The following is a 23,205-nucleotide window of genomic DNA, read 5'->3' on the forward strand; positions in this document are numbered from 1 at the left end:
AAAATCCCCCTCCCACGGCGTGGGAGAGGGATCCAATGTTCACCGTGATCGGGCGCGCTCAGCCTGCCTATGCGCTCACGCCGACTCCGATCGGGCACGCGACGCCCGTTCCGCCCAGGCCGCAATATCCGGCCGGATTCTTGGCCAGGTACTGCTGATGATAATCCTCGGCGAAATAGAACGGCCCTGCCGGGACGATCTCCGTCGTAATCGCTCCGAGCCCCTTGGCGCGCAGCGCCGACTCGTAGGCCGTCTTCGACGCCTCGGCCGCCTCGCGCTGCGCGTCGCTGAACGTGTAGATCGCCGAGCGATATTGCGTGCCGACGTCGTTGCCCTGACGCATGCCCTGGGTCGGGTCGTGGCTCTCCCAGAACGTCTTCAGGAGGCGCTCGTAGGACATGATCTTGGGATCGAACACCACCAGCACGACTTCCGTGTGCGCCGTCTGCCCCGAGCACACCTCCTCGTAGGTCGGGTTTGGCGTATGGCCTCCGGCATAGCCGACGGCGGTGACGTGGATGCCGTCACCGAGCTGCCAGAACTTGCGCTCCGCGCCCCAGAAGCAGCCGAGCCCGAACACGGCCTGCTCGAGGCCGTCCGGATAGGGCGGCAACAGGCGGCGACCGTTGACGAAATGCGTCGCGGCGGTGGGGATCGGCTGGGCGCGGCCGGGCAGCGCCTCGGCGGCAGACGGCATGACAGGGGCTTTGCGCATGAAGAACATGGGATGTCTCCGCTCATGGCCAGCGCCCGCGGGACGGCCCACGGCGCGATGACCTCTTGTCAGGGGAATATATAGGGCTCTACGGGTCCGGCAGTAGCGCTGTTACGCCGCGCCAGCGGTTCCCGCGCCGCGCTGCCAGCGGAATCCAAGACAGCTGCCGGCGCGGCGAGACGAACAGCCGCGCTCAGTCGCGCCCGTAGCCGATGAGCGGCTTGCGCGGCCGGAACAGCAGCATCAGCAGGATTCCGAGCAGGCCAAGCACCGCAAACACTGGCTGGTCCAAAAATACCTTGACGATCCACTCCCACAGGAACGGGGCCTTGGCCTCGATCCAGGCCTTGAAGGCGGCCTGGCTCGCCTGGTGGACGTCGTTCCAGAGCTGGCCGAAACGGGTGAACTGCAGGGTCTGGTCGGCCACCCAGCGCGCGCCGTCATAGACCAGGAAGATGAAGCTTCCGGCCAGCAGCAACAGCCCTACCAGACGGAAAAAACCGCGGATCATGCCTCACCTGCCCTCTCTCGCTCGCCCTTGCGGGCAGCAAGGCCATAGCGGGGGCCCCGCAGAAATTCAACCTCGTCAGGGGCTTAGAACCGGGTTTTGGTCGATTCCGGCCGCCGCGGGCCGCTCCGAGACCGTTGACGCTCGGCAGGGCTGCCCCTATAAGGTCGCCATTGGCGGTGGGCGCAATCCCGCCGCCGCTGTTCTTTGAGCAGCGCCGATCCGCCGAGCACCCGCTCCGGTCATGGCATTCTCAGAGAGGCGTCCGAACAACCCACCGCGTCGATGGGGCCGCGTCAAGCGGGCCGCGCGCGTACCCGCAAGAGCGGCGACTGCTCGCCGCCGAAGGATATTTGAGAGCATGGCCAACACGACTTCCGCGAAGAAGGCGACGCGCAAGATTGCCCGCCGCACCATCATCAACAAGTCGCGCCGCACCCAGATGCGCGGCGCGGTTCGCTCCGTCGAGGACGCGATCAAGAAGGGCGATCGCGACGCCGCGCTGAAGGCGATGGCCAATGCCGAGCCGCAGCTGATGCGCGCCGCGCAGCGCAACATCATTCACAAGAACAACGCGAGCCGCAAAGTGTCGCGCCTCACGCATCAGATCGCCAAGCTCGCGAAGTGACGCTGACGATCGGCTGACGAACTATCAAGATGCAAACAGCCCGGCTCGCGCCGGGCTTTTCTTTTGTACCATCTTCAATTGCGCGTTCGGCTGTCGCGCATCCCTCCATCGCTCGCCGCGCCTTCTCCATTTGATGGTCACATCTTGATGGTGATATCGCATCGCGAATACGATCTTCGCGCGTGGTGGAACCCGCGCGATGTCGTGCGCGCCTGACACATGTTCCGTCGGAACTACACGAAGTTCCGTATTTTTACGCAGTGACAATATTGTCTCATCTGAAACAGCTGCGAATCTGCGCGCCGCGCTTGCGCATCGATGTCAAGAGCGCGCGATGCGCCGCTCACTTTGCGCACCGCGCATCGCGGGAGTTACCCGCTTCGAGCAATCGCGAAAAACATCGTTTCGAAAATGACTTAAGTGCATAGCGCGACCAAGTGATTGGAAAAGCGGGTGAGGCCGGTCGAAACATAAAAAAATTATGAAGAAATTTTGGGCAGACGATGTTGTTTGTCACATCCGAGATTCCTCGCGATGATTCAAAACGTTGCTTTCTTAACGCGCAACACCGCGTCGCAACCGCTGCGAAGACTCGTAACGCGTGCTCCGATCTTATGGATTGCGAGTCCTGACGCATCGTGTATTTCTTTAATCACTCGCGGCGCCCACGATCTTGAGACCAGCGCGGTTTTAGAAACGGGGCGGACGTGCAAATCGGCGGCGGTGTGCGCGTTGGCGACGCTTTCCAAAGCGATGGCCGGATCTGTACCCATAGCAATATGGGGAACGATCGAACTTTGTCGAAATTTCTCGGGCGCAGCATCATCGTTGCGCCGCTTTGAACAAGAGAAATACGACATCGGTCGACCCGGCTGGAGCTCGTGGCGGCTTCGCTCACCGAGTGGACAAGTTGGACGGGGATGTACGGCGGTGCGGCTGAATCTTGGGGTTCGGGCGCGGCGGCATTGGGATGACAACTTGCCGTGAGCAATCACGGCAGGGCGGGGAGGTTGCATGTTTTACGGACACATTGCGAGCACACACTATAGGCTGGTTCCGGACAACGCACCCTTGGCGGTCAACACTGAAGTGATCGACATCTCCAGCCCGGCCATTGCCAGCACGGCGATCGGCCCTCCCGCGTCCATCGCGCATCTGAGTATGCGCTGACCTCGCGGAGAAGCTTCTTCCACCAGCATTGATGGCCCGACGGCGTCCACGCCGAACGGCGAGCCATGTCTGGAGTTGAGCCTCCGCTCGAGGTCTCGCTGCGGCACACGTGTCCTTTCACGGGACGTCTGCCCGGCGATCACACGACACCACCACTCAATTCGAAAAGTTGCGACTGCCATGACAAATTCGGAACAGGAACGCTGGTCTCGCGTGAAGGGTCGGCTGCGCTCGACCGTCGGCGAGGACGTCTATACGAGCTGGTTCGCGCGGATGGACCTCGAAGCCGTCCAGGACGAAAGCGTTCATCTGTCGGTGCCGACGCGTTTCCTGAAGAGCTGGATCCAGGCGCATTATGCCGAGCGCGTGCTGTCGTGCTGGCAGGCCGAGATGCCGGAGGTGCACCGTATCGATCTGTCCGTTCGCACCGCGATGCGCTGCGCGGCGCCGGTCAAGGAAGCTCCCGTCGCCGTCGAAGCCCGCCGCGCCGAACGCAACGACGCCAGGCCGGCGACCAGCGCCGACGCGCGAACGGCGTCGGCTGCGGCTTCGCTCGCCACGAGCCATGATGCGCTCGGCGGCTCGCCGCTCGATCCGCGGCTGACCTTCGCCAGCTTCGTCGTCGGCCGCGCCAACACGCTGGCCCATGCGGCGGCGCGCCAGGTCGCCGACGGTCGCCGCGGCGATCCCGTGATGTTCAACCCGCTCTACATCCATGCCGGTGTCGGGCTGGGCAAGACGCATCTGCTGCAGGCCGTGACCTGGGCCGGCAACGCCGGCGGCGAACGCAAGGTGCTGTACCTCACCGCCGAGAAATTCATGTACGGCTTCGTCGCAGCGCTGAAATCGCAGACGGCGCTGGCCTTCAAGGAGGCGCTGCGCGGCATCGACGTGCTGGTGATCGACGACCTGCAGTTCCTGCAGGGCAAATCCACCCAGGCGGAGTTCTGTCATACGCTGAATGCGCTGATCGACGCGGGGCGTCAGGTTGTGATCGCAGCCGACCGGCCGCCGTCCGACCTCGAAAGTCTCGATGATCGCGTCCGCTCGCGGCTTGCCGGCGGCCTCGTCGTCGAGATGGCAACTTTGGGCGAGGATCTGCGCCTCGGCATTCTCAAGTCGCGCGTCGCGGCGGCCCGCGCCCATCATGCGAGCTTCGACGTGCCGGAGCCGGTGCTCGACTATCTCGCCCGCTCCATCACCCATAACGGCCGCGATCTCGAGGGCGCGATCAACCGCCTGCTGGCGCATTCCAAGCTCAACAACCAGCCGGTCACGCTCGACATGGCCGAGCGCGAGGTGCGTGACCTGGTGCGGCCGCAGGAACCGAAGCGCATCAAGATCGAGGACATCCAGCGCGTCGTGGCGCGGCAGTACAACGTCAGCCGCTCCGACCTCCTGTCGTCGCGCCGCACCGCCAACGTGGTGCGCCCGCGCCAGGTCGCGATGTACCTCGCCAAGACGCTGACCCTGCGCTCGCTGCCCGAGATCGGCCGCCGCTTCGGCGGGCGCGACCACACCACCGTGCTGCATGCGGTGCGCAAGATCGAGGCGCTCGTCGGCAAGGACGTCGCGCTGAACGACGAAGTCGAGTCGCTGAAGCGCCAGTTGCAGGATTAGAGGGCACGCACGGCCAGGGGAGCGGACAGAAGGTTCGCCCCCAGCCGGGCCGTTGTCCCGGCCGTTCGACGCTGTCCTCGGACGTCATGCTCGGCCCCCGCCTCCGGGTCACGGAAGAGCCTGCCGAAACATGGGAAATCGGCTCCGCATCCCTTGCGCTTGAGCCCCATCCGCGCCACTTTACGCCTCCCCCTCACGCTCCTGGACGCTGGCCAAGCGCCGTTCGGGCGCGAGGTGCCATCGGCCGCGGCGCTGCTATAGCCCGCCGGCATTCCAGGACAAGCTCAGTTGGAACGGGCGGGTATAATACAATGAAGGTGACCGTCGAACGCGCACAGCTCCTGAAGTCGCTGGGCCACGTCCATCGTGTGGTCGAGCGCCGCAACACCATCCCGATCCTGGGCAATGTGCTGGTGCGCGCCGAGAATGCCCGGCTGTCGCTGCGCGCGACCGATCTCGATCTCGAAGTGACGGAAACCCTGGCTGCCGAGACCGCCACCGCGGGCTCGACCACAGTTCCGGCGCATATGTTCTACGACATCGTCCGCAAGCTGCCGGACGGCTCGCAGATCGTGCTGGAGAGCGACGGCGAGCGCGCGGTGCTCGCGATCCGCGCCGGCCGCTCCAAGTTCACCTTGCAGACGCTGCCGGAGAGCGACTTCCCGGATCTCGCCGCAGGCGACATGACGCATGCGTTCGGGGTTCCCGCCAAGGACATCAAGAGCCTGATCGACCGCACGCAGTTCGCGATCTCCACCGAGGAGACGCGCTATTACCTGAACGGCATCTATCTGCACGCCGGCGGCACCGCCAAGCAGCCGACGCTGCGCGCCGTCGCCACCGACGGTCACCGCCTCGCCCAGGTCGACCTGCCGCAGCCGGCCGGCGCCGCCGAGATGCCCGGCGTGATCGTGCCGCGCAAGACCGTCGGCGAGGTGCAGCGGCTGATCGAGGACAATGACAGCGAGATCAGGATCGAGCTGTCGCAGGGCAAGATCCGCTTCACCTTGGGGCAGGTGGTGCTGACTTCGAAGCTCATCGACGGCACCTTCCCGGATTACGGCCGCGTCATTCCGCAGAACAACGACAAGGAGCTGGTCGTCGACAAGGCCGATTTCGCCGCCGCCGTCGACCGCGTCTCCACCATTTCCTCCGAGCGCGGCCGCGCCGTGAAGCTGGCGCTGGCGCCCGGCAAGCTGGTGCTGTCGGTGACCAATCCGGATTCCGGCAGCGCGACCGAAGAGCTCGAGGTTGAATACGCCGCCGACGCGCTCGATATCGGCTTCAACTCGCGCTATCTGCTCGACATCGCTGCCCAGATCGAGGGCGAGGTCGCCGTGCTCCGGCTCGCCGATCCAGGCTCGCCGACATTGATCCAGGACCGCGACAACAGGAATGCGTTGTACGTGCTGATGCCGATGCGGGTGTGAGGCGAGACTTCTGCGAGATCGAGTTTAACCCGTCATGGCCGGGCTTGACCCGGCCATCCATCCTTACAAATGGCCTACTGGGTTTACATCCTCGCGAGCAAGCCGGGCGGCACGCTGTATGTCGGCGTGACCAATGATCTCGTCCGGCGCGTCTATGAGCACCGCGAAGGTCTCGCCGAGAGCTTTACGCGCCGCTATGGCATCAAGCGCCTCGTCTATTTCGGGGCGCATGAAACAATCGCGGCGGCGCTGCAACGTGAGAAGAACATCAAGCACTGGTCACGCGAATGGAAGGTCGACTTGATCGTCGCAAACTACCCGGACTGGCGCGATCTCTATGATGAAATGGTCCGCTGACGCGGACGATGGATTGCCGGGTCAAGCCCGGCAATGACAGAACTGGGCTTGCAACTCCACCCCATGACCCCCTCCCGCATCCACCGTCTCGCGCTGACGCATTTTCGCAGCTATCGCGCTGCCAGCGTCAGCGTGCAGGCGGACATGGTCGCGCTGGTCGGGGCCAACGGCGCCGGCAAGACCAATTGCCTGGAGGCGATCTCGTTCTTCGCGCCGGGCCGCGGCCTGCGCCGTGCCACCCTGGAGGACGTCGCCGACAACCAGGGCGACGGGTCGTGGGCGGTCTCGGCGGAGGTCGAGGGCGCGCTGGGGCTGACGACCTTCGGCACCGGCATCGAGCCGCCGCGCAGCGATGCGAACACAACACGCCGCTGCCGCATCGACCGCGAACCGGTCGGCTCGGCCGCCGCCTTCGGCGATCACATCCGCATGGTGTGGCTGACGCCTTCGATGGACGGCCTGTTCATGGGCGCGGCCTCCGAGCGGCGGCGCTTCTTCGACCGCCTGGTGCTCGCGATCGACAGCGAGCATTCGAGCCGGGTGTCGGCGCTGGAGCGCTCGCTGCGCTCGCGCAACCGGCTGCTCGAGGTCCGCAATTTCGACGATCATTGGTGTGACGCGATCGAGCGCGAGACCGCGGAGCTCGCGGTCGCCGTCGCCGCGAGCCGCGGCCAGACCGCGGTGAAGCTCGCCGCGATGCTGCGCCAGCGCGGACAAGCCTCGGCGTTCCCGTCCGCCGAGATCGCGCTCGACGGCTGGATGGAGAATGCGCTGCTGAGCGAGCCGGCCCTCGCCGTCGAGGACCGCTATCGCGCTGTCCTGCGCGACAATCGCGCGCGCGATGCCGCCGCCGGCCGCACGCTCGACGGTCCGCATCTCACCGATCTCCATGTCGTCTATGCGCCGAAGAGCATGCCGGCGCGCGACGCGTCGACCGGCGAGCAGAAGGCGCTGCTGATCGGCCTCATCCTTGCGCATGCGACCTTGGTCGCCGAAACCACCGGCATCGTGCCGATGCTGCTGCTCGACGAGATCGTCGCCCATCTAGATCCCGGCCGCCGCACCGCTTTGTTCGCCGAGCTCGGCACGCTCGGTGCCCAGGTATGGCTGACCGGCGCCGATCCCGCGGCGTTTGCCGAACTACGCGAGCTCGGCGAGATCTTCGACGTCGAGGCGGGGCGGATCAGCGCGCGGCGGTAGCTCATTCCGCCGTTGAACCTATCAGTTCGCCGGCTCGACTAGTTGTCGTTGGATGGCACGCCGGCGCCAACCGCTCTCCTCCAGCGCCCGAGGGCACAAGCGCCCCGAACTCGAAATCCCGGAGATCGATGATGTCAGAGCTTTGGCAGCAGGCCATCGCCGCGCCGCGGCTGCGTCGGTTTGCGTGCGGGCTGTTGCTGCTCGCGAGCTGTGCCGGACCTGCGCGCGCCGACGACGCCATCGTCGACGTCCACGCGCTGCCGCGGCTCGAGGGTGCGGTGGAAGACACGTCGCATCCCGATCGCTACCGCGCCATCTATCGTCTGCCGGCGCCTGTCGCAGCGGCCAATGCCGCCACGCAGCAGTTGCTCAGCGCCGACGGCTGGGTGCGCTATGTCAGGCCGCTCGAAGAGCGCAATCCGACGCTCAACTACAAGAAGGGCAAGCAGGGGCTCCTGGTCTTCTTCACAGGCAGCGCCGGCCGCGCCGGGCAGTCGGAGGTGACCTACTCGCCGCAGCGGATCTACGCCAATTTGCCGTTCCCCGATGGCGCTGCTGACATCGTGTTCGACGAGACGCGGCCTTATCTGTCATGCATCGCGCCGATGACGCTGGATGCGGCGCTGACCTTGTTCCGCAAGGAGATGTCCGCCCTCGGCTGGCAGCCGCTGACGGCCGAGGCCGCCGCGCGCTGGCCCAATGCCGATCTGGGCGAGACCGCGCCGGGCGGCGTGCGCGCCTTCTACGGCCATGACGACGGCGACGGTTATCGCCGGCAGAATCCGGTGATGCTGACGCTGACCCGGCGCGACGACGGCCGGACCCATGTCGAGATCCGGATCGCGCCATTCGCGCTGCCCTCCACCCTCGAAGCCGGCGACGACCACGCCGGCCTGCCGATGCCGAAGCCGACCAAGTGGTCGCAAAGCCTCGGCAGCGCGGCCTCGCCGAGCCGCCAGGCCAATGGCGCCGTCATCGCCGAGCTGCCCGCCGTGCTCGCCTTCTACACGCGGGAGATCCCTGCGCGCGGCTGGCGGATCGAGACGGCCGGTCCGGGAATGCCGGACGAGGTCACGCTCAAGGTCGTCGCGCCTGAGGACACCGGGACGCTGAAGCTGTCCCGCAAGTACGATCTCACCATGGTCGAGCTGTCGATGCGCACCACCGAAGCCGCCCTGGCCGCCCGCGCCAAGGCGAAGAAGGACGCCGACGACAGGTTCATGGCGGATACCGCCGCGATAGCCAAGCAGGTGATCGCCGCCGACGAGGCGCGCCGCGCCGTGCAGGCCGGCGCCATGTCGGATGCGCCCGTGAAGCCGCTGGCCGGCAATCCGGCGCCGATCGCGCTGCCCGAGACCGCCGAGGCCGTGAGCTTCGATGGCGACCGGGGACAGCTCGCGTTCAAGTCGGCTTCGTCGGTGAAGACACTCGCCGGCTTCTTCCGTTCCACGTTGAAGACGGCCGGCTGGAAGGAGGCGCCGACCGTGATCGACAATCCGACCATGGCGCGCCTGGAGTTCTCGGCGAAGGGCAAGTCGGTGGCGTTCACGATCATGCAGATGGGCCCCAAGGTGAACGTCACGGCCGACGGCACCGGCCTGCTCGCCGCCGCCAGGCCTTCGGCCGAGGCCCGACCGGCCAAGGACGCGACGCCGCTCGAGGCCGATCCCGACTCGGCGCTGCCGGTGCCGAAGCAGCACAGCGCGACCGCGCTGTCGCGGTCCAGGGCGCCGGGAATGGACACGCCGCTGCGGCTGGAGCTGGAGGCCAGCGTCCCGGCCGAGCTCGGTGCCGTCACGGCCTTCTACCGCGCCGAGCTGACCAGGCTCGGCTGGCGGGAGAAGCCCGAGGACGCGCAGGCCAGCCCCGATCGGGTCCGGCTCACCTTTACCTCGTCGCAGGGACCCGCCGTGCTCACGCTCGGGCGCGCCAAAGGCGAGACCTCGGTCAACCTGGTGCAAAGGAATGCAGAAGCGGCGGCCAAGGCCGGCATCCTGCCGAAGCCTGGCCGGGCCAAGCTGATGCTCGGCAATATCGGCGACACCGACGCCGTGCTGACCATCAACGGGCAGACGATCGGGATCGCGGCCGGCACCGGCAGCCCGCAATCGCCCAACGGCCCGCTGCTCGACCTGCCGCCAGGCAAGCACCGCTACGAGCTGAAGATCGCCCGCCGGCCCGCCGTGATCGACACGCTGGAGCTCGCCGCCGGCGATGCCTGGGGCCTCATGGTTGGCCCGGGTGGCACCGCCCTGCCGCTCCCGCTCTACTGAGGCGGCACCTGCCGCGTCACGCGTGACTCGTGCCCTGAATCGCACGCGAAAGCGCCCCGCCGCACGCCTCAAAACCAGCCACGGGAATGGCCTGAATCCGGCTTTCGGAGGGGACGAAAACGACCCTCGCCAGGCCTTGAAAAACCGTTAAAAAGCGCTATCTCTTCAATGTCTTACGACGGGCCACTTTGCGCTAGGCGCGTGGCTCCTTTCGTGAGAGAAAGAGCGCTCTCGGCATGCGATCTGCAATGCCGATTCGACCACCCCTTCCGAAGGCCCCACATGACCGAACCCGCCCGGCAAACCATCGCCGACAACGAGCCTGCAACCGCGAACGAATACGGCGCAGAATCGATCCGGGTGTTGAAGGGCCTGGATGCCGTGCGCAAGCGCCCGGGCATGTATATCGGCGATACCGATGACGGCTCCGGCCTGCATCACATGGTCTACGAAGTCGTCGACAACGCGATCGACGAGGCGCTGGCTGGTCACGCCACTGCGGTCGAGGTGGTGCTCAATCCGGACAATTCGGTCACCGTGCGCGACGACGGCCGCGGCATTCCCGTGGACATTCACAAGGGCGAAGGTGTGTCCGCCGCCGAGGTCATCATGACCCAGCTGCACGCCGGCGGAAAGTTCGACCAGAACTCCTACAAGGTGTCCGGCGGACTGCACGGCGTCGGCGTCTCGGTCGTCAACGCGCTGTCGAGCAAGCTGCAGCTTCGGGTCTGGCGCGACGACAAGGAGCATCTCATCGAGTTCGCCCATGGCGACGCGATTGCGCCGCTGAAAGTGGTTGGCGAGGCCAAGGGCAAGCGCGGCACCGAGGTGACGTTCCTGGCCTCGACGGAGACCTTCAAGAACGTCGAATACGACTACGCGACGCTCGAGCATCGCCTGCGCGAGCTCGCCTTCCTCAATTCCGGCGTCAACATCGTGCTCTCCGACATGCGCCACGCGGTCGAGAAGCGCGAGGAGATGCATTACGACGGCGGCGTCGAGGAGTTCGTCAAATATCTCGACCGCAACAAGAAGGCGATCGTTCCGGCGCCGATCATGGTGCGCTCGGAGGTCAACGGCATCACGGTGGAAGCTGCGCTGTGGTGGAACGACAGCTATCATGAGAACGTGCTGTGCTTCACCAACAACATCCCGCAGCGTGACGGCGGCACCCATCTCGCCGGCTTCCGCGGCGCGCTGACGCGCCAGGTCAACGGTTACGCCGAGGCCAATGCGAAGAAGGAGAAGATCGCGCTGACCGGCGACGACTGTCGCGAGGGTCTCACCGCCGTTCTTTCCGTGAAGGTGCCGGATCCGAAATTCTCGTCGCAGACCAAGGACAAGCTGGTGTCCTCGGAAGTGCGTCCCGTGGTCGAGAACGTTCTGAACGAGGCGCTCGCGGCCTGGTTCGAGGAGCATCCGGGCGAGGCCAAGACCATCGTCGGCAAGGTGATCCAGGCCGCGGCGGCACGCGAGGCCGCGCGCAAGGCGCGCGAGCTGACCCGCAAGAGCCCGCTCAGCGTCTCCTCGCTGCCCGGCAAGCTCGCCGACTGCCAGGAGAAGGATCCGGCCAAGTCCGAGCTCTTCATCGTCGAGGGTGACTCGGCCGGCGGCAGCGCCAAGCAGGGCCGCAACCGCGAGTTCCAGGCGGTGCTGCCGCTGCGCGGCAAGATCCTCAACGTCGAGCGCGTGCGCCCCGACAAGATGCTGTCGAGCGAGCAGATCGGCACCCTGATCACCGCGCTCGGCACCGGCATCAGCGACGAGTTCTCGATCGACAAGCTGCGCTATCACAAGATCATCGTGATGACGGACGCCGACGTCGACGGCGCCCACATCCGCACTCTGCTGCTGACCTTCTTCTACCGGCAGATGCGCGAGATCATCGATCGCGGCCACCTCTACATCGCCCAGCCGCCGCTCTACAAAGTCACGCGCGGCAAGTCCGAGCAGTATTTGAAGGACGAGCGCGCGCTCGAGGACTATTTGATCGGCACCGGCCTCGACGATTGCGTGTTCAAGACGGCGGAAGGCGAGGAGCGCAAGGGGCGTGACCTCCTGGCGCTGGTCGAGGAAGCGCGTCTCGTCCGCAACATCCTGCGCAACCTGCACACGCGCTACGACCGCAAGGTCGTCGAGCAGGCCGCGATCGCCGGCGTGCTGCGCCCGGACATCACCCGCGACATCCCGACGGCGGACGCCGCGGCCGCCTACATCGCAAAACGGCTCGACGTGCTGGCCGACGAGGTCGAGCGCGGCTGGATCGGCCACTTCGTCGAGGGCCAGGGCTTCACCTTCGAGCGCACCGTGCGGGGCGTCAAGGACGTCGCCGTCATCGACGACGCATTGCTCGCGTCCGTCGATGCCCGCAAGCTGGACGAATATGCGGCCCGCCTGCAAGAGGCCTATGCGAAGCCCGGCGCCTTGCGCCGTGGCGACGTCCAGACCGTGATCCATGGCCCGGTCGATTTGTTCGAGGCGGTCACCGATGCCGGCCGCAAGGGCATCAACATGCAGCGTTACAAAGGCCTCGGCGAGATGAACCCGCAACAGCTCTGGGAGACCACGCTCGACACCGAGGCCCGTACGCTGCTCCAGGTGAAGGTCAAGGAGGTCGACGAGGCCGACGACATCTTCACCAAGCTGATGGGTGACGTGGTCGAGCCGCGCCGCGAGTTCATCCAGGACAACTCGCTGTCGGCCAACGTGGACGTGTAGTCGCGACGTCCAGCCCGAGGATACTCCGCACTGGCGCGATAGACGACCAGGCGCACCCTGAGTCTGCGGAGCAGTGGCCTGCCCATCCCTTCCGTGTTAATTCCGTTGAAGATCGATGTTCCGCTTTCGCCGGTCCCCGGGCGAATCACCATCTCAGAACGGACTTTTCGCGCATGGCGCCCATTCAATACATCGTCGAGGGGGGTCACCGGCTCAAGGGCGCGATCGAGCCGTCCGGCAACAAGAACGCCGCGCTGCCGATCATCGCCGCCGCGCTGCTGACCGAGCATCCGGTCACGCTCGACAACGTGCCGCGCATCCGCGACACCGAGACGCTGGTCGAGCTGGTGCGCTCGGTCGGCGCCTCCGCCGAATGGCGCGGCCGGAACAGGCTCACGATCCATGCCAAGGAGATCCGCGCCGCGGACCTCGATCCGGACCTCTGCGCGCGCATCCGCGCGTCGATCCTGCTGGCAGGGCCCCTGCTCGCCCGCTGCGGCGAAGTGGCGCTGCCGCCGCCAGGCGGCGACGTCATCGGCCGCCGCCGCCTCGACACCCATTTCCTCGCCTTCGAGCAGCTCGGCGCCACCGTCACCGCGACCGACAGGATCGAGCTGCGCGCCTCCGGCCTCAAGGGCGCCGACGTCTTCCTGGACGAGCCCAGTGTCACCGCGACCGAGAACGCGTTGGTGGCCGCGGTGGCCGCGCATGGCACGACTTACTTGCGCAACGCCGCCTCCGAGCCGCACGTCCAGGATCTCGCCCATTTCCTGGTCGCGCTCGGGGCCAACATCGAGGGCATCGGCACCAACACGATGGTGATCCATGGCGCCAGCACGCTGGGCCAGGCGAGCTACTCGATCCAGCCCGATCACATCGAGGTCGGCTCGCTGATCGGGCTCGCCGCGGTGACGCGCTCTCCCTTACGCATCGTGCGCGCCGGCACCGAGCATCTACGCTCGATCCGCATGGGCTTCGAGCGGCTCGGCATCGTCTGCGAGGTTGCCGGCGACGATCTCATCGTGCCCTCGGAGCAGACGCTGCGGATCAAGGACGATTTCGGCGGCCACGTGCCGAAGCTGGAGGACCAGCCCTGGCCGGCCTTTCCCGCCGACCTGATGTCGATCGCACTCGTCACCGCCACGCAATGCGAGGGCGTGATCCTGATGTTCGAGAAGATGTTCGAGTCACGGATGTTCTTCGTCGACAAGCTGATCTCGATGGGCGCGCGCATCGTGCTGTGCGACCCGCACCGCGCCATCGTCGCCGGCCCGAGCCGCCTGCGCGGCGCCCGCGTCGTCTCCCCCGACATCCGCGCCGGCATGGCCATGCTGCTGGCCGCGCTGTGCGCCGAGGGGACCTCGTATATCGACAATGCCGACCAGATCGAGCGCGGCTACGAACGCATCGACGAGCGGCTGAATGCGCTGGGCGCCAAGATCACGCGCGTTCCGGAACGCGGACGGTAGCGCTATTCGCGCAGGATCTCTCCGCCGTCATTGCGAGCAGCGCTATGGCATTCGCGTGCTGGCTTCGCGGACATCCGTGTGCGATGATGCTTCGTATCGCGCACAGCGCGGGAACAACCGTGACATGTGAGGCTCATTGCACATGGCCATCAGCGAGATCACTCCCAACGTCGACCGTACCAGATGGCTCGCCGGCGCGGAGTTCGCTGATGCATTTCGCATCGCGATTGACGAGCCGGCCATCGATGCCCGCACGGCGGCCGAGCGCATGCTCGGTCACGCGCCCTGGTGGATGGCGGCGCTCCTGAAGCTCCGTAACCTGCTGGTCAGACCCTTCGGTCTGAAGACCTCGGGCGCGGACCCAGGCAACCCACGTCCTCTGATCGGGATGTTTCCTGTCGTGGACGAAACGCCGCAACGAATCGTGCTCGGCTTCGACGACAAGCATCTGGATTTTCGTGTCCTGGTCGACGTGGTCTCTCATCGCGCGACCACGCAAGTAACAGCGAGCACTCTGGTGCAGACCCACAACGCTCTCGGCCGCGTCTATCTCGCCGTGATAAAGCCGTTTCACCGCCTCGTCGTGAAGGCGATGCTCCGGCAGGTCGCAACGGCCGCCTGATTCCGCGCAAGTCTTCGACCCGCCGCCGCGCCGGCTCTCCGTCCCCGGATTGAATACTCCGCAAGCAATGACGGAGAACGCATCGAACCGCGCGGCAGCCCAGCCGAGCCACCACGTTGCGTCTTGCCGGTTTTCAGAATTTTTCGCTTGCTTCTATTTCGAAAATCAGAAACAATGCACCCGTCCCGTCCTCATGAGAGGGGCGCTTCGCGATCGTCACGGACCGTTGAGGGTGGGATGCGATGGATGCGGCGGCTCACAGCGCGCACTTGGGGTTTCCTCGAGGCTGGCGCGTGGACGAAGGGGCTGTCGCATACGGCGAAATCGTATGGTCCTGGCCTCCCGATGCTGAGGTCAAGCCGGCGGGCGATCCGCAGGTGACGGGGGCAAACAAGCCCGGTCCCCGGGGAGAGTACGTATAAGCCGTTCCAACCATGGCGCAGGGAAGGCCGGATGTGCGGCCCACCTGTGGTGACTGCCGCCTGCTACTTCTTTTGCAGGCGGGCCATGGGTGTGGTCAAGCACCCGGCCTTCCCTGCCCCTCTTCCTGTTCGAGGGGAGCAAATCGAGCATCACCCGGGCACGGCGTGCCGCGGGAACGCGTGTGGCCGTCCGATCCGATCTGGTTTGGCACGAGAGCAGTTCTCGACCTCCATCGCGAACCCAAGCTCCAACGATGACGTTGCCGCGACGCTCTCGTCTCGCACCGCCCAGGACGACGACGGCGTGATGTGCACGTCACTGCGGGGACTGCTATAGCCTCGATCATGACCTCGACAGCTGGAACCGACCACGCGCCGCCGCCGGCCGCGCCGACATCTTCTCTCGCCCTCGAACTCTGGGAGACGGTCCGCCTGGCCGCGCCGATGGCGCTGACGCAGCTGTCGCAGATCGCGATGATGTCGACCGATCTCGCCTTCATCGGCCGGCTCGGCGGCGATGCGGTTGCAGCGGCGGCGTTAGCGGGCACCGTCTACTTCGTCGGCTCCACCTTCGGCATGGGTCTGATGTCGGCGGTGGCACCGCTCGCCGCGCAGGCGTTCGGGGCGGCCGACGCCGGGCTGGTCCGGCGCGCGCTGCGTGTCGGGCTGTGGGCCGGGCTGTTCATCGCGTTGCCGATCATGCTGATCGCGCTGAACGGCGAGATCATCCTGCTCGCACTCGGACAGGCGCCGGACGTGGCGCATCTCGCGCAGGACTATCTCGCCGGTCTCGCCTGGGGGATCGCGCCGATGCTGTGGTTCCTGGCGCTGCGCAGCTTCATGGGCGCCGTCAACCGCCCCGAGCCGGTGCTTTGGATCACCCTGGCCGCGATCCCGCTCAACGCGCTGCTGGTCTATCCGCTGCTCTACGGCCACTGGGGTTTTCCGCAGCTCGGCCTGACCGGCGTCGGCCTCGCCACCTCGACCGTCAACCTCGGAACGTTTCTTGCCGGTCTGTGGTTCGCCGCGTTGCGCCCGCCGTTCCGCGACTATCATGTCCTGGCCCGGCTCGGGCGCATCGACTGGCGGCTGATGCGGCAGCTCCTGATCATCGGCGCTCCGATCTCGCTGTCGTTCCTGCTCGAATATGGCCTGTTCTCGGCGGCGGCGATCCTGATGGGGCTGATCAGCACGGCCGCTCTCGCCGCGCATCAGATCGCGCTGCAGATCACGGCGATCCTGTTCATGGTGCCGTTCGGCATCAGCATGGCTGCGACCGTGCGCGTCGGCCACGCCGCCGGACGTAACGATGCGGCCGGAGTCCGTCGCGCCGGACTGATGGCAATGTCGCTCGGCCTAGGTCTCGCAATGCTGTTCACGCTCGGCATCGTCATTGCCCGCCATGACATCGTGCAGCTGTTCCTCGGCGCCGGCCTCGCCGATGCGGAAGCGACGGCGACGCTCGCCGCCATGCTGCTTCTCATCGGCACGACCTTCTTCATCACCGATGCGTTGCAAACGATCGCGGTCGGCGCGCTGCGCGGCATCAAGGACACGCGCATCCCGCTGCTGCTCGCCGTGCTCGGCTACTGGCTGATCGGCTTTCCCGCCTCCTATGCACTCGCCTTCCACACCGCGCTCGGCGCGACCGGGATCTGGATCGGCCTGTCGATCGGCACCGCCATCTATGCAGCCCTGCTGGTGCTGCGCTTCCTGCGGTTGTCGCGATGAGGAGATCAGGCCCCCGCTGTATCCGGCGTCTCGTCGCGCTCCGGTCGATGCGGTTTCCCGGTCGACGCGCCCGCCCATTCGGCAACGACGCGCTCGAGGTCGATCAGGTTCTGGCGCATCTGCTCCAGCGAGAAGCCGAGCGCGAAGAAGCGCTCGGCGGCGTCACCCGGCAGGCCCCGCGTGAGACCGTCGCTGCGGACGGCGGCGACCTCTTCCGCATAGGCCTTCACCGCGACGTGGATCGGCCAGATCGCCGGCGGGCCGGAACCGTTGCGGATGGCTGCGGCACAGCCGCGCAGATAGCTCGCGATGGCATCGCTGACGCGCGCCACCGGTCCCGACAAGCGCGCCTGCAGCTCGGATGGCAGCGGCACCACGCTGGCACGGCCGATCATCACGACGTCGTGGCGCAGGCGCAGGATCGTCCGCAGCAGTGGGCCGGTATCGGCGCCGGAGGACAGCCGCGCCGAGCGCTCCCGCTCGGCCTCCGCTCCTGTCGCATTCAATTCGGTGAGCGCGGTACCGATGCCGTCCTGGATCCGATGCAGCGCGTCGTTGTCGCGGCCGCGCGACAGGCCGGCCAGCAGCTCGGTGAAGGCGGCTGCGATCAGTTCGAGCAGACGCCCCGCCGCGCTACGCATCTGCACATGCGCGCGCGACGGCAGCACGATGAACGAAACGGCGAGCCCGGTCAGCGCGCCGACCGCGACCTCGAACACACGGTCGATCGCCGATCCCAGCGGATCGAGATGGCCCATCGTGGGCACCAGCAGCACGATCACGGCCGTCACCGTCGCCGCGTTGAGACTTGGATTGATCGCGGCGATGAAGGCGAGCGGCGTCACCGCCAGGATCAGCATGCCGAGCAGTTGCAGCTCGCCCGAATGCGGGATGAAGACCGTGATGGCGCCGCCATAGATCGCACCGCCGATGGTACCGAACATGTAGTCGCGCGTTGCCTTCAGCGAGCGCCCGACGCTGCCTTGCGTCACAATCAGCGAGGTCAGCACCGCCCACAGCGGCAGCTTCAGGTGGAAGGCCGTGGCGATCGCGAAGGCAAGCGTCGCCGCCACCGTGCCGCGGACCGCCAGCGACATCGGCGCCTTGCGGGCGCGCAACCGGCCGAACAGCCGTTTCAAGGACACCATCAGTCGCTCACCTCGAAAAGCACCAGCGCGATCGCGGCATGGCAGCTCCCCACCGGGCCGAACCGGCTTGAAAGGCGGAATCGGCTTGCCTACGGTCATTGCAACGATGCGAGGAAACACGATGGCCCAGGAAACCGCAACGCTCGCCGCCTATGTCGCGGAGCTGAAATATGACGATATCCCGCCCGAGGTGCTCGACCGCGCCAAGGTGCTGACGCTCGACTTCCTCGGCAGCGCCATCCGGGCCCGGCGCGAGGCGGAATCGACGCCGTCGGTGGTGAAGATGCTGGCGGCGCTGAAGCTCGATGCAGCGGGCGAGGCGACCGTATTCGGCGATGACAGAACCTGGACGCCGGCGGTGGCGGCGCTGCTCAACGGCACGATGGGCCATTCGCTCGACTTCGACGATACCCACGCCGATTCCTCGCTGCATCCGAGCGCGCCGGTGGTGCCGGCCGCCTTCGCCGTCGGCGAGATGGTCGGCGCCTCGGGCCGCGAGGTCCTGACCGCGATCGTCGCCGGTTACGAGGTGTGCTGCCGGCTCGGCAACGCGCTCGATCCGACCTCGCATTATGCCCGCGGCTTCCACCCGACCGCGACCGCCGGCACCTATGGCGCGGCGGCCGCGGCCGGCAAGCTGTTCGGCCTGTCGGAGCAGCAGTTGATCTACGCCTTCGGCGTGTCCGGCAGCCAGGCCGCGGGCTCGCTGCAGTTTCTCGTCAACGGCGCCTGGAACAAGCGCTATCAGGTCGGGGCGTCGGCGATGAACGGCGTGATCGCGGCGACGCTCGCCAAGAACGACTTCGTCGGCGCGATCGAATCCGTCGAGGGCAAGCACGGCCTCCTCGTCGGCTACACCGACACGCCGCATCACGACAAGGCGGTCGCGGGGCTCGGCTCCACCTATGAGACGATGAAGATCGGCGTGAAGCCGTATCCGAGCTGCCGCTATACCCATGCTGCGATCGACGCCATCATCGCGCTCCGCCGCGAGCACAATCTGACTCCGGACCAGGTCAAGCGCGTCGAGATCGGCCTGCATCGCAACGGCATCACCCTGACGGGCGATGCCGCCACCAAGCGCCATCCGACCTCGATCGTCGGCGGCCAGTTCTCGATGTTCTTCACCGGCGCGCTCGCGCTCGACCAGGGCCGCTTCGGCTGGGACGACTACACGCGCCTTGGTGACGCCGCGATCAATGCGCTGGCCGACAAGTTCGACGTCGTGCAGGACGACAAATTGGAGATCGGCCGCAGCCATCCGTTCGGCGCGCGCGTCACCATCACCACCGCGGATGGCGTGCACGAGCGGCTGCACGACGATCCCTCCGGCGAGCCGACCTCGTTCCCGACAGCACAGGCGATGAGCGACAAGTTTCTGACGCTGGCGCGGCCAGTGCTGAGCAGCCGGGCACAGAGCTTCGCCGACGCGATCCTGTCGCTGGAGCGATTCGAACGTGTCGAGCAGGCCACCGCTTTGGGAAGAGCATAACGCATGCGTCATTCTCCCTGCGTCGCCGCGATCACGTCGCTCACGAGCTGCGCGACGCCATCGGCCTCCGGCGGCCAGTTCACGGTGCGGCCGAAACGCGTGATGACGAGACGCTCCGACGGGACGACGATGACATATTGGCCGAGCGTGCCCTTGGCGAAGAACGCGTCGCGCGGCCAGCCATGGGAGGTGCGGTAGTTGGCGCCAAAGCTGTCGCCACTGTTGGTCCAGAAGCCGGCGCCGAGGCCGACGAACGCGCCGGGCGTCGGCGCGCTGACATACGCGACCCAGCCCGCGGGCAGGATGCGCCGGCCGGCGACGACGCCGTCGTCGAGATAGAGCTGGCCGAGCCGCGCCCAGTCGCGCGCCGAGGCCAGCATCTGGCTCGATCCCTCCGGTGTGCCGGCGGCATCGAATTCGAGGGTGACGCTGGTCATGCCGAGCGGATCGAACAGCTCGCGATGCGCAAAGCGCAGCACATCCGCAGCGCTGCCGCCGACGGCGTCGCGGATGAGATGAGAGAGGATGACGGTGTTGCCGTCGTGATAATTGCTGACCGCGCCCGGCGTGGTTTCGAGCGGCATGGTTTCGGCGAAGGCGGCGCGGTCCGTTTCGACGAATTTCATGCGGTTGACAGGCTCGAGCACAGAGAACAGCGAGGCCTGCAGCGAGCTGCCGAGCGCGAGGCCTGCGGTGTGGCGCAAGAGGTGATCGACGGTGATGGCGTGGCGCGGATCTTTGTCGTCCCGCCACGCCGCGATGGGCGCGGGCGTATGCAGCGCGAGCTTGCCCTGGCGGACGAGAATGCCGATCAAGGTCGCGGTCATTGACTTGGTCGCAGAGAAGCCGAGCAGCGGCGTGTCGAGCGTGAAGCCCTGGGCGTAGCGCTCGGCGATCACCTTGCCGTCCTTCATCACCAGGACAGCATGGGTATGCCGGAACGGCGGCGAGTCCGGCTCGGCAAAGGCGCGATCCAGCGCTGCCGCGAGGGCCGGAGTGACCGGCGCGACGACGCGTGGCGGAGCGATGTCGGGCAGCAAGGCGGGGGTTGGCGCAGCGGGCCGGATGGCCGGCCAATCCGCCGCTTCGCCATGGTCCATGTGGCAGCCGAGCCCGTCGCGATACACTGCCCGGCTCTGCCCGATCCCGAGCAGCGTCACGGTGACGTCCTTGGCGGCGCGATCGACGCGGACGTCCATCGCCCAGCTCAGCAGGCCGGCGCCGGGCATCGCGGCCCGGGTCTCGGAGAGCGTGCGGTCCGGGTCGAGACCGGAGACGAAGGTCTCCGAGCACAGGAGGCTGGCGATGAAGCCGGTTGCCACCTTCGGCACATCGCGGGCGCGGGCGCCGCCGACCGCCAGGGCGGTCAGCGCGGTGGTGGCAACGAGGGCAAGCAGCAGGCGACGTCTGGTCATGAGGAGCTCCGGCAGTTGGATCTGCCGGACCAGACTGCGGCTGCGGCCCGGACGCTCGCCGATTTCGGAAATCATCCCAGCCGAGAATCGCCGGGATCTCGCCGATTCTGGAATTCCTCTGCAGTTTCAAGGCTGAACAGATCACGCCGCCGACAGCCTCATGCGCCGGTATTCGGTCGGCGTCACCCCGGTCACCGCCTTGAAGGCGCGGTTGAAGGGCCCAAGCGACTGGAACCCAGCGTCCATCGCGATGGTGATCACGGGCACCTCGGCCTGGGCGGGATCGGCGAGCGCGGCCTTGGCCTCCTCGATGCGGTGGGCGTTGAGGAAGGTGTTGAAGTTGCGGTAGCCGAGCTCGCCATTGATCAGCCGCCGCAGCCGGTATTCAGGAATGGAGAGCTTCGTCGCCAGCATGCCGATCGTGACGTTCTCCTGACGATAAACCCGCTCGTCCGCCATCAGCCGCATCAGCGCGTCCACCAACCTGCGGTCGGCGGCTTTCGGAGCCACCGCTTCGAGCGCCGCGGCCGGTGGCGCCTCCGGCGCGAGCACATCGCCGGCACCGACCTTGAGCAGCATCAGCGCAACGGCGCCGACCACGGCCAAGAACATCGCCGCGTTGACCACATTGGCGAGCTCCGACGGGCCCCGGCCGGCGGACGCCATCTGCAGCAGCGCATTGACGCCACCGTAGGACAGCGCCGCGATCACGACGAAGGCGCGGATGCGCCGCCGTCCCTCGACGAGATCCGCCGCCCAGGAACGGATGGTCTGCGCCAAGGTCAGGCCGAGGAAGCCGAGAGCCAGCACATTATTGGCGACGATCACGAGCCGTCCATGTCCGGCAGGCCCCAGCACGAGACAGCTCAGCAGGCTGAAGCCGAACACCGCGAGCCAGATCAGGCCGTGCAGCCAACGCAACGCAAAGCCGTCGTCGAACAGCGCGCGGCAGAACAGCCAGAGCACGACGATATCGGCGGTCGCCACCGCAATCAGCGGCGCGGAAGCGAGCGATGGCGCGGCCGTGCCGCCGATGTTGAAGGTCGCGGCATGCGCGGCCGAGCCCAGCGCCAGCGCGATCGCGAGCCGGCCGCGCCATTGCCTGCCGAGATCGCGTCCCAGCGCGACGGCGAGCACGGCCAGCAGCGCGATGGCGGCGGCGCGAAGCGCGAGATCGAGGCTTTCGAGCGTCATCGTCACGGGTCCGTTGTCAGCGCCGGAACTCTAGGCCGGAGCTTCGCTTCGTTCAAATCGCGCGGATGCCGCGACCTCGTGCCCTGCCCTCGCCTTCGTGAAGCTGCTAAGCTCGCGCGACCACATTGCAGGAGCGCCCCATGAGCTGGCAGCCATCGATCGATCCCGAGTTCGGCGATCCCACCTCGTGCGATGCGCTGGAGCACGTCATCGTGCCGCGCACCCGCGATCTCGGCGACGGTTTTGCGGTGCGCCGCGCGCTGCCGCACGGCCGACGCCAGATGGTCGGCCCGTTCATCTTCTTCGATCATTTCGGCCCGGTGCAGTTCATGTCCGGCAAGGGCATGGACGTGCGGCCGCATCCGCATATCGGGCTTGCCACCGTCACCTATCTGTTCGACGGCGCCATCATGCATCGCGACAGCGAGGGCAACGTGCGGGAGATCCAGCCCGGCGCGATGAACCTGATGACGGCGGGCCGCGGCATCGCCCATTCCGAGCGCACGCCCGACCTGCAGCGGCAGAACGGGCAGAAGATGCTGGGCCTGCAGAGCTGGATCGCTCTGCCGGTCGAATCGGAAGAGATCGCGCCGAGCTTCCAGCACTACGCGGCGGACGCGCTGCCGACGGTCAGCGACACCGGCTTCTCCGCGCGCGTCATTGCCGGCAAGGCGTTCGGCGCGGCCTCGCCGGTGACGATGGTCTCGCCCTGGTTCTATGTCGAGGTCACGGCGCAGGCCGGCACGGTGGTGCCGCTCGATCCCGATCACGAGGAGCGCGCCATCTACATCGTCGATGGCGAGGTCGAGATCGCGCGCGAGCGCCACGAGGGCCCGCGGCTCCTGATCTTCCGCCCGGGCGACGCCATCAGCGTGCGCACGGTGAAGCCGACCCGGATGATGTTCCTTGGCGGCGACGCCCTGGAAGGGCCGCGGCACGTGTGGTGGAATTTCGTCTCCTCCAGCAAGGAGCGCATCGAGCAGGCCAAGCAGGACTGGAAAACCGGCCGCTTCGCCGCCGTTCCGCAGGAGCACGAGTTCATTCCGCTGCCGGAATAGGCTATTGCGGTCGCAACGCTCCCGTTTCGAAGGCT

18 protein-coding genes are annotated in these 23,205 nt (G+C 66.8%); 12 read left to right on the forward strand and 6 right to left on the reverse strand.

Features of this window, described 5'->3' with window-relative positions:
• Window positions 1–67: 67 nt before the first annotated feature.
• Window positions 68–724, reverse strand: coding sequence for a peptide-methionine (S)-S-oxide reductase MsrA (gene msrA / locus ACQR0W_RS08915; protein WP_315751818.1), 657 nt, complete (start codon window positions 722–724; stop codon window positions 68–70).
• A gap of 184 nt (window positions 725–908) precedes the next feature.
• Window positions 909–1,226 (reverse strand): hypothetical protein, encoded by a 318-nt coding sequence (locus ACQR0W_RS08920; RefSeq protein WP_315715027.1) that lies wholly within the window; start codon window positions 1,224–1,226, stop codon window positions 909–911.
• A 358-nt stretch (window positions 1,227–1,584) separates the two neighbouring features.
• Between ACQR0W_RS08920 and rpsT the strand changes: the two genes are divergently transcribed.
• Window positions 1,585–1,851 carry a 30S ribosomal protein S20 gene (gene rpsT / locus ACQR0W_RS08925; RefSeq protein WP_315715026.1) on the forward strand — a complete coding sequence of 89 codons (267 nt, stop codon included), beginning with the start codon at window positions 1,585–1,587 and terminating at the stop codon, window positions 1,849–1,851.
• Between the two features lie 539 nt (window positions 1,852–2,390).
• Here rpsT and ACQR0W_RS08930 read toward each other — a convergent pair.
• Window positions 2,391–2,711, reverse strand: a complete 321-nt coding sequence (locus ACQR0W_RS08930) for a hypothetical protein (RefSeq protein WP_315715025.1) — start codon at window positions 2,709–2,711, stop codon at window positions 2,391–2,393.
• 490 nt (window positions 2,712–3,201) lie between these two features.
• On the opposite strand from ACQR0W_RS08930, the gene dnaA reads away from it, so the two are divergent.
• The 9 genes from dnaA (at window position 3,202) to ACQR0W_RS08975 (ending at window position 16,863) form a co-directional block, all read left to right on the forward strand.
• Window positions 3,202–4,641 carry a chromosomal replication initiator protein DnaA gene (gene dnaA / locus ACQR0W_RS08935; protein WP_315715023.1) on the forward strand — a complete coding sequence of 480 codons (1,440 nt, stop codon included), beginning with the start codon at window positions 3,202–3,204 and terminating at the stop codon, window positions 4,639–4,641.
• Window positions 4,642–4,952: 311 nt separating this feature from the next.
• Complete coding sequence (gene dnaN / locus ACQR0W_RS08940) at window positions 4,953–6,071, forward strand: DNA polymerase III subunit beta (RefSeq protein WP_315751817.1); 1,119 nt, start codon at window positions 4,953–4,955, stop codon at window positions 6,069–6,071.
• 69 nt (window positions 6,072–6,140) lie between these two features.
• Window positions 6,141–6,428: a GIY-YIG nuclease family protein gene (locus ACQR0W_RS08945; protein ID WP_316170053.1), complete on the forward strand. Its 288-nt coding sequence runs from the start codon at window positions 6,141–6,143 to the stop codon at window positions 6,426–6,428.
• Between the two features lie 63 nt (window positions 6,429–6,491).
• Window positions 6,492–7,628 (forward strand): DNA replication/repair protein RecF, encoded by a 1,137-nt coding sequence (gene recF / locus ACQR0W_RS08950; protein WP_316170052.1) that lies wholly within the window; start codon window positions 6,492–6,494, stop codon window positions 7,626–7,628.
• Between the two features lie 131 nt (window positions 7,629–7,759).
• Entirely contained in the window at window positions 7,760–9,901 is a 2,142-nt protein-coding gene (locus tag ACQR0W_RS08955) for a hypothetical protein (protein ID WP_434840626.1), read from the forward strand.
• Between the two features lie 282 nt (window positions 9,902–10,183).
• Window positions 10,184–12,619, forward strand: a complete 2,436-nt coding sequence (gene gyrB, locus ACQR0W_RS08960) for a DNA topoisomerase (ATP-hydrolyzing) subunit B (protein ID WP_315751813.1) — start codon at window positions 10,184–10,186, stop codon at window positions 12,617–12,619.
• A gap of 173 nt (window positions 12,620–12,792) precedes the next feature.
• Window positions 12,793–14,088: a UDP-N-acetylglucosamine 1-carboxyvinyltransferase gene (murA, locus tag ACQR0W_RS08965; protein ID WP_316170050.1), complete on the forward strand. Its 1,296-nt coding sequence runs from the start codon at window positions 12,793–12,795 to the stop codon at window positions 14,086–14,088.
• A gap of 142 nt (window positions 14,089–14,230) precedes the next feature.
• Window positions 14,231–14,710 (forward strand): DUF2867 domain-containing protein, encoded by a 480-nt coding sequence (locus tag ACQR0W_RS08970; RefSeq protein WP_315751811.1) that lies wholly within the window; start codon window positions 14,231–14,233, stop codon window positions 14,708–14,710.
• 767 nt (window positions 14,711–15,477) lie between these two features.
• Window positions 15,478–16,863, forward strand: coding sequence for an MATE family efflux transporter (locus ACQR0W_RS08975; RefSeq protein ID WP_316170049.1), 1,386 nt, complete (start codon window positions 15,478–15,480; stop codon window positions 16,861–16,863).
• Between the two features lie 5 nt (window positions 16,864–16,868).
• Here the strand turns inward: ACQR0W_RS08975 and ACQR0W_RS08980 are convergent, their stop codons facing one another.
• Window positions 16,869–18,011: an FUSC family protein gene (locus ACQR0W_RS08980; RefSeq protein WP_315751809.1), complete on the reverse strand. Its 1,143-nt coding sequence runs from the start codon at window positions 18,009–18,011 to the stop codon at window positions 16,869–16,871.
• Window positions 18,012–18,132: 121 nt separating this feature from the next.
• On the opposite strand from ACQR0W_RS08980, the gene ACQR0W_RS08985 reads away from it, so the two are divergent.
• Window positions 18,133–19,503, forward strand: coding sequence for an MmgE/PrpD family protein (locus tag ACQR0W_RS08985; RefSeq protein ID WP_315825638.1), 1,371 nt, complete (start codon window positions 18,133–18,135; stop codon window positions 19,501–19,503).
• 8 nt (window positions 19,504–19,511) lie between these two features.
• Here ACQR0W_RS08985 and ACQR0W_RS08990 read toward each other — a convergent pair whose 3' ends face one another.
• Together ACQR0W_RS08990 and ACQR0W_RS08995 are read right to left on the reverse strand one after the other, a co-directional pair.
• The gene (locus tag ACQR0W_RS08990; protein WP_316170048.1) at window positions 19,512–20,918 is read right to left on the reverse strand and encodes a serine hydrolase domain-containing protein; all 1,407 of its coding nucleotides are present in this window, start codon (window positions 20,916–20,918) and stop codon (window positions 19,512–19,514) included.
• 141 nt (window positions 20,919–21,059) lie between these two features.
• Window positions 21,060–22,112 carry a helix-turn-helix domain-containing protein gene (locus tag ACQR0W_RS08995; RefSeq protein WP_316170047.1) on the reverse strand — a complete coding sequence of 351 codons (1,053 nt, stop codon included), beginning with the start codon at window positions 22,110–22,112 and terminating at the stop codon, window positions 21,060–21,062.
• 140 nt (window positions 22,113–22,252) lie between these two features.
• On the opposite strand from ACQR0W_RS08995, the gene ACQR0W_RS09000 reads away from it, so the two are divergent.
• Entirely contained in the window at window positions 22,253–23,170 is a 918-nt protein-coding gene (locus ACQR0W_RS09000; RefSeq protein WP_315715008.1) for a pirin family protein, read from the forward strand.
• Window positions 23,171–23,205 lie beyond the last annotated feature (35 nt).

This window comes from Bradyrhizobium sp. HKCCYLRH1034 (assembly GCF_051168375.1).
Lineage (GTDB): Bacteria > Pseudomonadota > Alphaproteobacteria > Rhizobiales > Xanthobacteraceae > Bradyrhizobium.

Excerpts from the sequence above, each read along its gene's own strand:
- dnaA (WP_315715023.1), top strand. The coding sequence starts at position 3,202 with ATGACAAATTCGGAACAGGAACGCTGGTCTCGCGTGAAGGGTCGGCTG.
- murA (WP_316170050.1), top strand. The coding sequence starts at position 12,793 with ATGGCGCCCATTCAATACATCGTCGAGGGGGGTCACCGGCTCAAGGGC.
- ACQR0W_RS08930 (WP_315715025.1), bottom strand. The coding sequence starts at position 2,711 with ATGTCGTATTTCTCTTGTTCAAAGCGGCGCAACGATGATGCTGCGCCC.
- msrA (WP_315751818.1), bottom strand. The coding sequence starts at position 724 with ATGTTCTTCATGCGCAAAGCCCCTGTCATGCCGTCTGCCGCCGAGGCG.
- gyrB (WP_315751813.1), top strand. The coding sequence starts at position 10,184 with ATGACCGAACCCGCCCGGCAAACCATCGCCGACAACGAGCCTGCAACC.
- ACQR0W_RS09000 (WP_315715008.1), top strand. The coding sequence starts at position 22,253 with ATGAGCTGGCAGCCATCGATCGATCCCGAGTTCGGCGATCCCACCTCG.
- dnaN (WP_315751817.1), top strand. The coding sequence starts at position 4,953 with ATGAAGGTGACCGTCGAACGCGCACAGCTCCTGAAGTCGCTGGGCCAC.
- ACQR0W_RS08945 (WP_316170053.1), top strand. The coding sequence starts at position 6,141 with ATGGCCTACTGGGTTTACATCCTCGCGAGCAAGCCGGGCGGCACGCTG.
- ACQR0W_RS08980 (WP_315751809.1), bottom strand. The coding sequence starts at position 18,011 with ATGGTGTCCTTGAAACGGCTGTTCGGCCGGTTGCGCGCCCGCAAGGCG.
- rpsT (WP_315715026.1), top strand. The coding sequence starts at position 1,585 with ATGGCCAACACGACTTCCGCGAAGAAGGCGACGCGCAAGATTGCCCGC.
- ACQR0W_RS08990 (WP_316170048.1), bottom strand. The coding sequence starts at position 20,918 with ATGACCAGACGTCGCCTGCTGCTTGCCCTCGTTGCCACCACCGCGCTG.
- ACQR0W_RS08955 (WP_434840626.1), top strand. The coding sequence starts at position 7,760 with ATGTCAGAGCTTTGGCAGCAGGCCATCGCCGCGCCGCGGCTGCGTCGG.
- ACQR0W_RS08975 (WP_316170049.1), top strand. The coding sequence starts at position 15,478 with ATGACCTCGACAGCTGGAACCGACCACGCGCCGCCGCCGGCCGCGCCG.
- ACQR0W_RS08970 (WP_315751811.1), top strand. The coding sequence starts at position 14,231 with ATGGCCATCAGCGAGATCACTCCCAACGTCGACCGTACCAGATGGCTC.
- ACQR0W_RS08920 (WP_315715027.1), bottom strand. The coding sequence starts at position 1,226 with ATGATCCGCGGTTTTTTCCGTCTGGTAGGGCTGTTGCTGCTGGCCGGA.
- ACQR0W_RS08985 (WP_315825638.1), top strand. The coding sequence starts at position 18,133 with ATGGCCCAGGAAACCGCAACGCTCGCCGCCTATGTCGCGGAGCTGAAA.
- recF (WP_316170052.1), top strand. The coding sequence starts at position 6,492 with ATGACCCCCTCCCGCATCCACCGTCTCGCGCTGACGCATTTTCGCAGC.
- ACQR0W_RS08995 (WP_316170047.1), bottom strand. The coding sequence starts at position 22,112 with ATGACGCTCGAAAGCCTCGATCTCGCGCTTCGCGCCGCCGCCATCGCG.